A 13,799-nucleotide genomic window follows, 5' to 3' on the forward strand; every position below is an offset into this window, starting at 1 on the left:
CGGCCGCTTCTGCTGCTTATCCCTTGAGTTTGGCAAAAGCCGCTGCCATCGCGCTACTACCGGACTCCGCTTGCCGTCCTTGTTGGTTCTGATGCTGCGACAGGCGCTTGCTATCGTTACGATCTGCGCGTTGCTCAGGTTTGCTGCCAGCCACTGGTGCGGCATCGGATAAACGCATTGTCAAAGCGATACGTTTTCGTTTCTCATCCACTTCCAGCACTTTGACCTTCACGACCTGACCGGCTTTTACCACCGTGTGTGGATCTTTGACAAAGGTGTTCGACAGCGCGGAAATATGTACCAGCCCATCCTGATGCACGCCGATATCGACGAACGCTCCGAAGGCTGCAACGTTAGTCACCACGCCTTCCAGAATCATGTCAGGACGCAAATCGCGCATCTCTTCCACGCCATCCTTGAAAGTCGCTGTGGTGAACTCTGGACGCGGATCGCGACCTGGTTTCTCCAGCTCTTTCAAAATGTCGGTAATCGTCGGCACGCCAAACTTCTCATCCGCATATTTGGCCGGATTCAAAGACTTCAATGTTTTTTCGTCACCGATGATACTTTTTACATCGCGCTTGATGTCAGCCAGGATTTTTTCAACCAGCGGATACGACTCCGGGTGCACTGCCGACGCATCAAGTGGATTGTCGCTGACCATCACGCGCAAGAAACCTGCAGCTTGTTCAAACGTCTTGTCGCCCAAACGCGGCACTGCGCGCAAATCGGCACGCGATGCAAACATGCCCTTCATGTCGCGATAGCTGACGATGCTTTGTGCAACGCTATTGTTCAAGCCCGACACGCGCGCCAGTAATGGTGCAGAGGCAGTGTTGACGTCAACCCCGACCGCATTCACGCAATCTTCGACGACCGCATCGAGCGAACGCGCCAATTGGGTTTGGCCGACGTCATGCTGATACTGGCCGACGCCGATTGATTTCGGATCGATCTTCACCAGTTCGGCCAATGGATCTTGCAAGCGGCGTGCAATGGATACTGCGCCGCGTATTGAGACGTCCATATCCGGTAATTCGCGCGACGCAAATTCAGATGCTGAATACACCGATGCGCCGGCTTCCGACACAACGATTTTCGTCAGCTTTAATTCAGGACGCAGCTTGATCAAGTCTTGCGCCAGCTTGTCGGTCTCGCGCGATGCGGTGCCGTTGCCGATAGAGATCAATGCAACTTTGTGCTTCTCTGCCAATTGCGACAGCGTGTGCAAAGTGCCTTCCCAATCGTTGCGCGGTTGATGCGGATAGACGGTCGCGGTATCGACCACTTTGCCGGTCGCATCGACCACCGCAACCTTGACGCCGGTACGCAAACCTGGGTCGAGACCCATGGTTGCGCGCGGGCCAGCCGGTGCTGCCAGCAGCAGCGCTTTCAGATTCAATGCAAAAACGTGAATCGCTTCGACTTCTGCTTTCTCACGCAAGTTGGTCATCAACTCGGTTTCCAGATGCATGAAAGTTTTCACGCGCCAGGTCCAGCGCACGGTATCGGCCAGCCATTTATCGGCAGCACGATTTTTATTGCTGATACCGAAGCGCGCTGCAATGCGGCCTTCACACGGATTGTGCGGCGCATCCCACTTTGGTTTTTCTTCTTCGGTATCCAGACGCAAATTGACGTTCAACATTTCTTCGCGGCGACCGCGGAACAATGCGAGTGCGCGATGCGAAGGAATGGTACCGATGGTCTCCGAGTAATCGAAATAATCGGCGAATTTCTCACCGGCATCCTGCTTACCTTCGACTACTTTGGATTCAACGATGCCGTGCTCAGTCAGGTATTCGCGCAAGGCTTGCAGCAACGTTGCATCTTCGGCAAAGCGCTCCATCAAAATCTGGCGTGCGCCATCGAGGGCAGCTTTGGTATCAACCACGCCGGGATTGTCGATGCCATCCACGGTGAACGCAGGCTTCAAATATTTCGCCGCTTCTTCTTCAGGATTCAATGTTGGATCAGCCAGCAATGCATCGGCTAATTCTGTCAGGCCGGCTTCGACTGCGATCTGCGCCTTGGTGCGACGTTTTTGCTTGTATGGCAGATACAGATCTTCCAGACGGGTTTTGTCTTCTGCATGTGTGATAGCGTCGAGCAGCGCCGGCGTCATCTTGTTTTGTTCTTCGATGGATGCAATGACGGCTGCGCGTCGGTCTTCCAGTTCGCGCAAATAGCGCAGGCGTTCTTCCAGCAAGCGCAGCTGGATGTCATCCAGGCCGCCGGTTGCTTCTTTGCGGTAACGGGAAATAAAAGGCACGGTCGCGCCTTCATCCAGCAAGGCGATTGCCGCAGCAACTTGTACGGGTTTGGCCGCGAGTTCGACGGCGAGACGTTGTTCTATGGAAGGCAGCATGAATATTGATTAATGAGTGTAGCGAGCGCTAGATGATACGCAATCTAGACGATTGCGCCAGTCTTGACAGAGGTGAAAACTCGGGAGATGAAATGCAGTTTATTGAGGGATGTTTCTTGTTGTCACGTTTGCTGGTAGCTGATGGGGTGTTTTCTTCGGGCTGGCTCAGTTGCCGGGGGTAGCCCGGCGGCTAGTTACCCTTTTTTGCTTCGCCAAAAAAGGTAACCCAAAAAAGCGACCGCAAGCCGCTGCCCTTCGGGTTCCCGTTTGTGCAAATCAAAAAATGGGAAGCGAACGAAACTCGCTGCGCTCAGACAGCGTTCACTTCTTTTTCCATTTTCTGCTCCGCACAAACGGCAGCGTCAAAGCGGAAGAACGATTGGTTCGGCTCGCCTTCTGCATTGCAGAAGCACAAACCTTAATGACGATGAATTGAAATAGCCGTGTTTGCACTCAGCTAACAAACAAGCTTGCGTGCCTAGGTTCAGCGACGAGTCAGAATACTTTTTCTGTGTCATGAATAATGTCTTCCTTACGCCATAAAAACGGAGCCCACAAAAGATATAGGGCACCTACACGCCAAACTATATAGTTTGCAAGTGCTTTGTGATTTTGGGTACCAATATCCATTTCTAAAATAGCCATAACGTTCACACCGAGAGTAACTAGTTGGAAAACACTAAGTGCAATTGCTGGCTTCACGCCTGGCTTCTTTATCAGCCATATAAGACCAATACACGGAAGACTCATATCTATTAAGAGAAACGTTGCTGATAGTGGCATTAACCCTTTTAGGTAAAGAATTAAGTAAAAGGTCGTAGGAATGACTATCAAACTAATTTGTACTGCGATAGTAGGAAGGAATGGAATTGCTTTTCGATTTAAGAATTTCTTCCCGCACCAAGACGTCACGCCGTAAGCCGCTAACAGCAGCAGTACAAATATGCCGGAATATAGACCAACTGCTAGCCCTGCGATACCTGTAAAAAGGCCTATGCCGTCGTTTGATTTCTTGATGGGAGATTGAAGTTTAGGCCTTTCCTCAAAGAAGGTCTTCCCGCATTGAATGCAATGGGTACTTTTGTCTGAACTCAATGTGAAACATTTATCGCAATACATAAAATCCTAACGTTGAAGGTAAGGGGCTGCGACGCGATGGCGGTTGAAGAATTTCGCCACGTCAGTTCTGCAGTCACTTATGATTGATGGGGTTAGCCCGCGAAGTTAATTGGAGTATTCGTTTTAGTCCTTCCTAGGCGGCCAAAACTCGAAAAACATTCCAACAGCAGTAGTAGCAACAACAACCAATGCTTGAGGCGTTATCAAATCTTTTTCTGGAAATAGCCAATTCAAACCAACAGCAATAGCTATCCCGATGACACAACCTACGGCAGTGCCGGGAGCAACGATAAGGTCGATGATGCTCATAGCGCCTAACTCGGTTTAAACCGGAGAAGTGATGGATAATTTGGGAGCCGCTATGTAACTGGGCGCGCCTTTCCCGTAAAAATTCACATGGTTACTTCATAAAAAAAGTACTGCGAGAATCAGTAGCCGTAAACAAAATCAAAAGCGGCAACATCAATTCTTCTGTAGCGTTGGTCTTTTCCCCTGATTAAAAGCGATTAAAAGTCTGTATCGCTCTGTTTTTTTGCAAGCGCCGTTATTTCAAAGAAAAATCCACACGATTCGCCTTCGCTTTAGCCGCGTCGTCTTTAGCACCTTGATTACCCGACTTCGAACCCAGTATGAAAATCCGCGTATCCGGGACTTTGCCTTCACCGGTCAGCCAGTCCTTCACCGCTTGTGCGCGGCGATTGGCTAGTGAATTCAAATCGTCGTCGCTGACGGTGGCGTTGGTGCTTAAAAGATTTTCCATTTCTTCAACCTGTATATCTTTTTGCAGGCCGACCATATTGCGTGGTTTCTTGAAGTCGGCGTCTTTATAAACACGTTTCAACAAGGCTGGATATTCTTGTGGCGTAATGGTGATGCTGTTTGCTTCAGCGGATTCGCCGCGACCGACCATGTCTTTTAATTTCAAGGCGCGGACTCTGCGGTCTATGGATGCTTTTTTCAAACCTTCGCGATCTGCTTCAGGATCGGTGCGGCCTGTGATTTCGAGTTTCAGCGCAGGGCGATCCACTAATATTTTCGCCATGCTTTTCAGTTTGGTTTCGCTAGCGTCATTGATGCGGGCGCGGCCTGCGTCGAATTCAAGCATCGATAATTCTTCGCCGCCACCGAACATCGAACTCAGCAAGCTGAATGGTGCTGTTACTGCTTTCGTCAGGATATTGACGATGACCTTGACGATCAAGCCGCCTACGGAAAACTGAGGGTCATCGAGTGAGCCGCCTATCGGTAGATTGATGTCGATCACGCCGTTTCTGTCACGCAGCAGCGACAGGGCAAAGCTCACAGGTAGCGTTGTTGCAGTTGGGCTTTCAATTTTTTCGCCTAGCGTTAGTTGTTCTAGAACTAGTCGATTCTGCGCAGTGAGTACGCGATTCTCTACCTTGTAGGCGACGTCAAAAGAGAGCTTGCCTTTCTCGATGCCATAGCCGATGTAACGGCCGGAATAAGCGGATAGCGGCGCCAGTTCCATGCCTTGCACTGCGGCTTTGATATCCATCGTCAAATCGCCCTTGAGCGGATTGATCTTGCCGTCGATGTTGAGCGGTGCGCTATTTACTTCGCCTTTTAAATTGACGTTGGCGCTGGAATTTACATCCGACGACAAGCCACTAACCACTCCACCAAATTTCATCAGGTTGGCGGTGTAGTTTGGTTTGATGAAATTATCGGTAAAGCGAACGTGGCCGCCTTGCATCGTCAATTTCTTGATTTTGATAGGTGGAATATCGCTGGCTGCTTTTGCTGGCGGCGGTAGTACTGCGGTTTTTTCTGCGACGGGTGCAATCGGTGCCGGTGCTACGGTCGGTGCTGCTTCTGTCACGCTTTTTTGTACGCCGCCGGTGTTCACTACGCGGATATCTTGCAAGTTGATGCGGCCGTTTGGATCGAGAATTACGCGTGCAAAGAAATCATTGAGCGCAATTTGATCGATGTTCAGGGCGAGCGGTGAGAGGCGTACATCCATGCCGCCGAAATACAAAGACTTCCAGCGTAAAAATTCACTGGTGCTGAGTTTGTCTACGGTCGCGAGATTGCCCAGCGTCAGATCGCCTTTGAAGCCGCCCAGCAGTTCGCCATTTTTTCCTTCGTCTATTTGCAGCGTGCCTTTGCTGGAGATGTCAGCGCGCGTCAAAAGAATATTGATCTTGTCGGTGATGTAGGGCTGCACTTGCATGATGTCGACGTTCTTCAAGTCGAGCGCCAGATTTGCATGCAAAGGTGCCATGCCGAGATCGCCGCTGACTGCCAGCTTGCCGGTTTTATTGACCGCAGCTTGCAAGTCGAGTTTGCCGCGTGCTCCAGCCTTGGTCGAGATGTCTTGCAGGGCTAACTTCAATGGTTCTATAGTGGTGACAGCGGGACGTTTCAGGCTGCGATCTTCCAATCGTGCTGACCAATTATCGATGCCAATTTTTTTGACATTGACGACGTAAGCAGCGCTGGCATCGTTACTTTTAGTTTTGCTGCTAGCAGGCGCTGCGACTTTGCCGGAGTCTGCGCGTGGTTTGTCTTGTTGCAAAAAGAAAGCGGCTTGATTCGAAACGACTTCATCGACGCTGACGATTTTGCTGCCAGTATCAACTTCAATTTTGCGCACGCTCAGATCAAACTTTTCTGCCTTGGCTTGCATAGGATGCGCAGTCTGCATATCGGTAAAACGCAGCGCGGCATTTTTAATATCCAGTTCTGCCAATGCAAAACTGAGTGCAGCTTTCGGTTTGGTAGGTTCCGCAACCACTGCCGGTTTTGCTGTTGTAGTTGGATCTGCAGTCGTGATTGTTGCAGGTTCGACCGCAGGTTTTTTCGCTGTTTTTAATGGCGCTGCGCCTGTCGGTGGCACCAGCAGATTTTCAAAATTGAACTGCTGATTTGCATTGCGTGTAATGTCAGCTTCTACACCGTTGATTGCTAGCTTGGCGACTTCTATACGATCGCTCAGCAGGCTCGCATCTTTTAATGTGACGGCAAGCTCAGGCAGTTTGATGATGGATTTATTGTCTTGATCATTCAGCTGCAGCGATTTCAACTTGATGTCGCCGCTCAGCAGCAGCGCTGGCGCTTTATCTTTTGGTTGCTGAAAATTCGCGATCAAATGTAGATCAAGGCGTGCACTTGGCACTTTGAAACGCGGCGTGCCCGGGATGTATTTCAAATACGTAGTGAGATCCAGATTGTCCAGATTCAGGTCAACCACAGCTTGTACAGGATCGGCAAAGGGGAGTGTTTTTCCCTTGATCAGCAGCGGCGTGTCGTTGACGTTGGCGCTTAATAATGGCTCGACGAATACATCGATTTTGGAATGCAGTGATGAAATAAAGGGCACGCCGATTTTCAAGTCAGTGACCTTGTGCACGGTCTTGGCTGGTTTGTCATCGAATTCAATATGTCCTCTATCGATCTCGATATTGAAGACAGAAAAGCGCGCCGGTTCTGGCGAAGGCGGTTGGCTATTGATCAGTTCGATGATGTCATCGATGTTGTAATGCGTGTCGTCCTTGCGCACCAGATGCACATACGGCGCGCTGACTTGCAATTGTTCGACTACTGGTGCGAAGCGGAATAGTGATTGGATGGATAAATTGACGGTCAGTGCGTCGAAGCCTGCAAACTTCACATCGCCTTCCGGCTCCATCATCTTGACGTCGCGCAAGGTAAGACGCATCGCGTAAGGGCTGACTTCGACCTGGCCTATTGTGGTTTGCCGATTCAGTTTTTCGGAAATGATTTTTTCAGCTTGCGACTTGATAATGCCGGGCAGCGCAAAGTAGCCAAACAAGCCGATAAAGACGATGAAAATCACCAGCCCGATCGCAGTTCGTCTGAAAGCCGGCTTGCCGGAAAGTTGACGTAAAGACTGGGGCAACTGCTGGAGGGATTTTTGCATGGGAGTCAGCACTGACCAAGAGTGGCGGTGTTCTGATTCTACCAGCGGGATAGGCGAAATGTTGCTGATCTGAATACGCTTTTCTGCAATAAAGAAAAGCGTAGAACTGCGCTCTGCGGATAGTTGAAACTCAGCGCCAACTTGAAGTGTGGCGCTGCATGCCCAGTTTTTTAATTGATGAAGTTTGAATTCAAAACTTCAAATCAACATTCAATCCTTTTTGGAGAATTGATAAACCTCAGCCGCGTCTGCTGGCTCAGCGCGTTTGCCCAGACGCAAATCGCGATAAACCGCTGCACGCATGATCAGCATGGCGACGACCGGCGCTGTCAGCAGAACGAATAAAGAGATGATAATTTCATGAATCACCACGCGCGATTGCAGCACCGAGAAGTACAGCATGGATGCCAGCAATATGCAGCCGGCTCCCAGCGTAACGGTGATCGCCGGGCCGTGTATGCGTTGATAAAAACTCGGCAAGCGCATCAAGCCCAGTGCGCCTATCAAGATGATCGCGCCACCGAGTATCAATAGTAGCGATACCGGTAATGCTGCCCAGGCGGGCAAACTCTCAAAAGTCTTCATTCAATAATCTCCCCACGCATCAGGAATTTGGTCAGCGCGATGGTGGATACAAAACCAAGCAGCGCAATCAACATCGCTGCCTCGAAATAAATCTGACTGCCGAAGGTGATGCCCATCATTAACGACAGCAGCATCGCACACATCCACAGGGTGTCGAGCGCGAGTACGCGATCATGCGCGGTAGGGCCGAGCAACAAACGTACGGTACAAAACAGCATTGCCAGCAGGATGCAGATGAAGGCGAATGCGATAGACCATTCCAGTAGCGTCGTCATGCGTTCTGCTCCTGTTCAAAAATTTCCATCAATGGTTTTTCGTATCGCGTCGTGATGGTCTTTATCCACCATTGCTCGTCATGCAAGTCGAATACATGCAGCGCGAGTTCATGTTTCTCTGAAAGAATTTCGACCCACACTGTGCCCGGCGTTGAATTGATCAGGCACGACAACAGAGCCAGCCCGTAAGGATCGCGCATCGTCAGCGGTATCTTGATGAACTGCGAATTCAATTTGCTCTTGGGCGTAAACAGAATCAGCCAACTAACGTTGAAGCAGGAACGCACAATTTCCACCAAAGCCATGCCGATCAATCGAAATAGCGTGAATGGTTTTTTGATGCGTGGATAAGGCATCGGTTGCAATGATTTTGTCAGCAGCGGCACTACAACAGCAAGGAATGCGCCCAACAGTAAATGGGCCGGCTCTAAAGTTTGATTCAGCAGCAGCCAGAACAGCAGCAATGCAAAAGACATCCAGGGCGAAGGTAGCCAGCGCTTCATGGCGTGCCTCCTTCTTTGCGCGGACTCGGCACCGCCGTGGCATCCAGCACTTTATGAATATATTGCGTAGGCTGATGCAGGTCTTTGCTGGTGCGTGCCAGATATTCGTAGACAGGCCCGGCTTGCACAGTCAAGCCCACGCACAAGATCAATAACAAGCTGATCGGCGCGACTTCTGAAATATGCAGACGTGGCGCAGCGATGGCGCCTGATGCCCAGAAGGTACGCACACCAAAACGCAGCATCGAGATGATCGCGGCTAAACCAGACAGTACGATCAGCGCCATCAAGACCCAGGTCGTTGTGCCGATAATCGTATCCTTAGCCTCAGGATTAAGCATTGCATGGATCAGACCGAACTTCGCAACGAAGCCGGACAAAGGCGGCAAGCCTGTGATGATCAATGCGCACGCGGCGAATGCCAAGCCGAGAAAAGCCAATGCGCCTGGAATGCCGATGCCGGCGGTTTCTTCAGGTGCTTCTTCAATCGCGAACGCTTCCATCGTCAGTGCCAGCATCGCCGCACCCGGTGAGCGTATACGTTCAACCAATTCGATCAGCAACACGAAGGCAGCCATCGCAAGTGTCGAGCCGATCAGATAATACAAGCCGGCTGTGACCAAGGACTCTTGTCCATAACCGATCACCGAGAGCAGCGTGCCGGATGAAATGATCGCGCCATACGCCGCCATGCGACCCGGTGTTTCACTCGCCAACATGCCGGCTGCGCCGAACACGATGGTCGCCATGCCACCCCACAACAATGCTTCGAAGCCAAAGCCGACAGCCGCGCTGGCATCGGAAGAAAAAGCCAGCAACCACAAACGCAAAATCACATAAGCGCCGACCTTGGTCATCAGCACCAGCATCGCAGCAACTGGTGGCGAGGCGGCGGAGTAAGTGGTCGGCAGCCAAAAGCCTAGCGGCCACATCGCGCTTTTCACCAGGAAGGCAATCGCCAAGATCGCCACGCCTATCTTCAACAAGATCAGATCGGTGGTCGCGATGTTCACCAGACGCACTGCCAGATCCGACATATTCATCGTGCCGGTGCTCGCATAAATCAAGGCGACGCCGATCAAGAACAAGAGTGATGCCGCCAGATTGACGGCGATGTATTGCATGCCGGCACGTATGCGATTGGTGTTGTAGCCATGCAGAACCAGACCATACGATGCGGCCAGCATGACTTCAAAAAACACGAATAGATTGAACAAGTCATGCGTCAGGAACGCACCGTTAATTCCCATCAACAGAAACTGGAATAGCGTGTGGAAATGCACGCCTATGCGGCTCCAGCGCAGCATAGAGAACAACAATGCAGCAGTCGCCAACACTGCGGTCAGCAATAACATCATAGCCGCCAGTCTATCGGCGACCAAAGCTATCCCGAATGGCGCTGACCAGTTCGCGGCCAAGTAGACGCCCATGCCTTCAGTCCATTTGCCACTGTCGGTCAGATGGATCAATGCGACCGCAACGGCGAGCTGCAACAGCACGGAGGAAAGATTGACGAAGAACTTGAACTGATGGCGTTTCTCGTTAATCAGGATCAGCAATGCGCCGCACAGTAGCGGCAACAGCACCGGCAGAATGATCAGGTGTTGCATCCAATCCAGCTTCATCAATCGGACTCCTCACCATCGACGTGATCGGTGCCGGTCAAGCCGCGCGAACCGATCATGACGACCAGATAAAGAGCGGTAGTCGCAAAGCCGATGACGATTGCGGTCAATACCAGTGCTTGCGGCAATGGATCACTGAACATCGTGGGATCGGGCACGCCAGCGCCCAGCGTCAGCGGCGGACGATTAACCCACAGCCGACCCATGATGAAGATAAACAGATTGACCGCATACGACATCAACATCAATCCGGTCAGCACCTGAAAACTACGTGGACGCAAGATCAGCCAGATACCCGATCCGAACAACACGCCGATAGCAAGCGAGATAACAATTTCCATTAAATGACTCCTCGCTTGTTGCTTGTCGTGGCCGCTTCATTGGCAATGCCAGCTTGCGGACGACGACTACGTATGGATTGATGCGCCAGCGCGACCAGGATCAACATGGTGGCACCGACCACGACCACGAAGACGCCGAGGTCGAAGAAGAACGCACTAGGAATATGAATTTCTCCCAATAGCGGGAAGTTCACGTGCGCGGTGTGACTGGTCAGGAAAGGATAGCCAAGCGCGACCGCACCGAGGCCGGTAACGCACGCGGTGATCAACCCAAATGACAGCCAGCGTAGCGGCCGCAGATGCAAATGCGATTCCAGCCAGGTGGTACCAGTCAACATATAGTGCACGATGATGGCGACGGCGAAGATCAAGCCGGCGACGAAGCCGCCGCCCGGCAGATTGTGGCCGCGCATGAAGAAGTACGCGACGATCATCGCCATGAATGGCAGCAAAAAGCGCAGATACACGGCAGGGATCATCAGGTAACCGCTCTCAACTTGTTCCGCCGGCATTTGTTTGGCAGCCGGGTCGATGTTGTTGAGTTGTTGCTCAGGCAGTGCCATGCTTTCCGGCGTTGGACGGAAGCGTCGCAGCAAGGCATAAACCGTCAATGCGACGATGGCGAGTACGGTAATTTCCCCCATCGTATCGAAACCGCGGAAGTCGACCAGCAACACGTTGACGACATTGGTGCCGCCACCTTCTGACAACGCGCGCAGCAGGAAGAAGTCACCTATGCTGGCCGGTTGTGGATGCATCAGCACGATGTAACTGACCGCGGCAATACTCAGACCACCTATGATCGCCAGCACCATATCGCGTGAACGGCGCAACCATACTGTGCGTGGAATTTGCATATTCAATTCGCGCGGCACCAGACGGCGAGGCAACCAGCGCAAACCAAGCAGGATCAAAACGGTGGTGACGGTTTCCACCATCAACTGCGTCAAGGCCAGATCAGGTGCCGACATCCAGAGGAAGGTCATGCTGACGACCGCGCCTGTACCGCTGATTAAAATCAAGGCGGCGAGTCGGTGATACTTCGCTTGCCACGCGGCCGCGATTGCGCAGGCACAACCGATCACCCACATCATCGCGAACAGCGGATCGACATTGGTAAAAGAGATATTGCCTAATGTTGGTAAAGGTCTGACGAGTAAAAGCGGTATCGCAATCATCGCCACAATCATCAAGAATAATTGCGGCTGCAGACGTCGCGTGCCCAACCATTTGACCAAAAATGCGGCACCGGAAGACAAGCGCAACATCGTGCTTTCGTAGGCTTGTGCGCCGCTTAATTTGTGGAATACCGGCACGCGATCGCGTGACTGCAAGGTGAAGTATTTGCGCAAGATGACATACAGAGCTATGCCGCCAGCGAGTGCAGCAAAGCTCATTAACAGCGGCAGGTTGAAGCCGTGCCACATTGCCAGATCGTATACTGGCGCGCGCGCGCCAAGTACCGATACCACTGCGCTATCCAAAAACGGTTTGATACTAATGCCAGGAGCAACACCGACGATCAAACAAAGCAAGACTAAACATTCAACCGGGAAGCGCATCCAGCGCGGCGGCTCATGCGGAGTTTTTGGCAAGTCTTGATTCAGCTTGCCGAAGAACACACTAATGAAGCGCAAGGAATACGTCACGCTGAAAATACCCATCGCGACCGCCGCATAGGACATCCACCAGCTATCGTTGCCACCGACCAGCGCGGTTTCGGCAAAGAACATTTCCTTAGACAGAAAGCCATTCAACAAAGGCACGCCGGCCATCGCTGCGCTCGCGACAATCGCCAGCGTCGCCGTGATCGGTAGAGCATGTCGCAAACCGCGCAAGACGCGCATATCGCGGGTGCCGGTTTCGTGATCGATGATGCCGGCAGCCATGAACAACGATGCTTTAAAAATCGCGTGATTCACTGTGTGGAAAATCGCCGCGACCATGCCTAGCGGTGAGCCTATGCCCAGCAATACCGTGATCAAGCCAAGATGGCTGATGGTGGAGTAGGCCAGCAAGCCTTTGAGATCGTGCTGAAAAATCGCGACGAAAGAACCGAGTAGTAGGGTGCAGACACCAGCGCCAGCAATGATCCACATCCATTCTTCCGTGCCGGACAAAGCTGGCCAGAATCGCATTAACAGGAAAATACCGGCCTTCACCATCGTCGCCGAATGCAGATATGACGATACCGGTGTAGGCGCAGCCATCGCATGTGGCAGCCAGAAATGGAAAGGGAATTGCGCACTTTTGGTCAATGCGCCCAGCGCGACCAGTATCAATGCCGGCAAATACAAATCATGTGCGCGTATCAGGTCGCCAGCTTCAAGCACGGTATCGAGGTCATAACTGCCGACGATATGACCGATGATCAGCACGCCGCACAGCAGGCACAAGCCGCCAGCACCGGTCACCGTAAATGCCATACGCGCACCACGTCGCGCATCGATACGGTGATGCCAGTAACCAATCAATAAGAAGGATGTGATGCTGGTCAGTTCCCAGAACACCACGAGTTGAATCAGATTGCCGGACAACACCACACCCAACATCGAGCCCATGAACGCCAGCAGAAACGCGAAGAAGCGCGGCACTGGATCTTGCTCGGACATGTAATAGCGCGCATACAGCACGACGAGCAAGCCGACGCCCAGCACCAGCATCACGAACAGCCACGCCAGCCCATCCATGCGCAACATGAATTCCGCGCCGAAGGCCGGCATCCACGCAGCTTGATAACGGACTACTTCTCCTGCGCCGACTTGTTGATACAGATATACCGAAATGAGCAGACCGAGCAATGCGACGCCACCGGCCAATATTGATTCACGATTGCGGGCGTTAGCCGGCATGCATGCGGCGATCACGCTACCGATGAAGGGCGCGATAACGATGGTGAGTAGCAATATGGATTCGGGAATTCTGTACATGCGCAGTAAATCTTCAGGAAAAATAATCAGCCAATATCAGTAAAAATCAGCAGACACGGCTCGCATCGCATGGGCGCGAGAATTCTTGATTGATAAAAATATCTCCTCAATGTGTAGAGATCAGCGTATGACTTGCGTCGGTCACAGTC

Annotated in this window: 10 protein-coding genes; all 10 read right to left on the reverse strand. The window is 51.9% G+C overall.

Annotated features, from left to right (window positions below; genetic code table 11):
* Window positions 1–16: 16 nt before the first annotated feature.
* The 10 genes from Q7T66_RS14850 to Q7T66_RS14805 all read right to left on the reverse strand — a co-directional run bounded on the left by Q7T66_RS14850 (window position 17) and on the right by Q7T66_RS14805 (window position 13,650).
* Complete coding sequence (locus Q7T66_RS14850; protein WP_304933874.1) at window positions 17–2,368, reverse strand: Tex family protein; 2,352 nt, start codon at window positions 2,366–2,368, stop codon at window positions 17–19.
* Window positions 2,369–2,863: 495 nt separating this feature from the next.
* Complete coding sequence (locus Q7T66_RS14845) at window positions 2,864–3,463, reverse strand: hypothetical protein (protein WP_304933875.1); 600 nt, start codon at window positions 3,461–3,463, stop codon at window positions 2,864–2,866.
* A 147-nt stretch (window positions 3,464–3,610) separates the two neighbouring features.
* Window positions 3,611–3,796, reverse strand: coding sequence for a hypothetical protein (locus tag Q7T66_RS14840; protein WP_304933876.1), 186 nt, complete (start codon window positions 3,794–3,796; stop codon window positions 3,611–3,613).
* A 235-nt stretch (window positions 3,797–4,031) separates the two neighbouring features.
* Window positions 4,032–7,391, reverse strand: a complete 3,360-nt coding sequence (locus Q7T66_RS14835; protein ID WP_304933877.1) for a DUF748 domain-containing protein — start codon at window positions 7,389–7,391, stop codon at window positions 4,032–4,034.
* A 210-nt stretch (window positions 7,392–7,601) separates the two neighbouring features.
* On the reverse strand, window positions 7,602–7,976 hold the full coding sequence (mnhG, locus tag Q7T66_RS14830; protein ID WP_304933878.1) for a monovalent cation/H(+) antiporter subunit G: 375 nt from the start codon (window positions 7,974–7,976) through the stop codon (window positions 7,602–7,604).
* Window positions 7,973–8,251: a K+/H+ antiporter subunit F gene (locus Q7T66_RS14825; RefSeq protein ID WP_304933879.1), complete on the reverse strand. Its 279-nt coding sequence runs from the start codon at window positions 8,249–8,251 to the stop codon at window positions 7,973–7,975. The genes mnhG and Q7T66_RS14825 overlap by 4 nt, the downstream gene beginning before the upstream one ends.
* The gene (locus Q7T66_RS14820) at window positions 8,248–8,754 is read right to left on the reverse strand and encodes a Na+/H+ antiporter subunit E (protein WP_304933880.1); all 507 of its coding nucleotides are present in this window, start codon (window positions 8,752–8,754) and stop codon (window positions 8,248–8,250) included. Before Q7T66_RS14820 ends, Q7T66_RS14825 begins: the two co-directional genes overlap by 4 nt.
* Window positions 8,751–10,379: a monovalent cation/H+ antiporter subunit D gene (locus Q7T66_RS14815; protein WP_304933881.1), complete on the reverse strand. Its 1,629-nt coding sequence runs from the start codon at window positions 10,377–10,379 to the stop codon at window positions 8,751–8,753. The genes Q7T66_RS14820 and Q7T66_RS14815 overlap by 4 nt, the downstream gene beginning before the upstream one ends.
* Window positions 10,379–10,720 (reverse strand): Na+/H+ antiporter subunit C, encoded by a 342-nt coding sequence (locus Q7T66_RS14810; protein ID WP_304933882.1) that lies wholly within the window; start codon window positions 10,718–10,720, stop codon window positions 10,379–10,381. Before Q7T66_RS14810 ends, Q7T66_RS14815 begins: the two co-directional genes overlap by 1 nt.
* Window positions 10,720–13,650: a monovalent cation/H+ antiporter subunit A gene (locus Q7T66_RS14805; RefSeq protein ID WP_304933883.1), complete on the reverse strand. Its 2,931-nt coding sequence runs from the start codon at window positions 13,648–13,650 to the stop codon at window positions 10,720–10,722. The genes Q7T66_RS14810 and Q7T66_RS14805 overlap by 1 nt, the downstream gene beginning before the upstream one ends.
* Window positions 13,651–13,799: the final 149 nt, after the last annotated feature.

The sequence above is a fragment of the Herminiimonas sp. genome, from assembly GCF_030655415.1.

What these genes read in the sequence shown, in the direction of transcription:
- Q7T66_RS14820 (WP_304933880.1), bottom strand. Translation starts at nt 8,754, where the DNA reads ATGAAGCGCTGGCTACCTTCGCCCTGGATGTCTTTTGCATTGCTGCTG.
- Q7T66_RS14835 (WP_304933877.1), bottom strand. Translation starts at nt 7,391, where the DNA reads ATGCAAAAATCCCTCCAGCAGTTGCCCCAGTCTTTACGTCAACTTTCC.
- Q7T66_RS14815 (WP_304933881.1), bottom strand. Translation starts at nt 10,379, where the DNA reads ATGAAGCTGGATTGGATGCAACACCTGATCATTCTGCCGGTGCTGTTG.
- Q7T66_RS14810 (WP_304933882.1), bottom strand. Translation starts at nt 10,720, where the DNA reads ATGGAAATTGTTATCTCGCTTGCTATCGGCGTGTTGTTCGGATCGGGT.
- mnhG (WP_304933878.1), bottom strand. Translation starts at nt 7,976, where the DNA reads ATGAAGACTTTTGAGAGTTTGCCCGCCTGGGCAGCATTACCGGTATCG.
- Q7T66_RS14805 (WP_304933883.1), bottom strand. Translation starts at nt 13,650, where the DNA reads ATGTACAGAATTCCCGAATCCATATTGCTACTCACCATCGTTATCGCG.
- Q7T66_RS14840 (WP_304933876.1), bottom strand. Translation starts at nt 3,796, where the DNA reads ATGAGCATCATCGACCTTATCGTTGCTCCCGGCACTGCCGTAGGTTGT.
- Q7T66_RS14825 (WP_304933879.1), bottom strand. Translation starts at nt 8,251, where the DNA reads ATGACGACGCTACTGGAATGGTCTATCGCATTCGCCTTCATCTGCATC.
- Q7T66_RS14850 (WP_304933874.1), bottom strand. Translation starts at nt 2,368, where the DNA reads ATGCTGCCTTCCATAGAACAACGTCTCGCCGTCGAACTCGCGGCCAAA.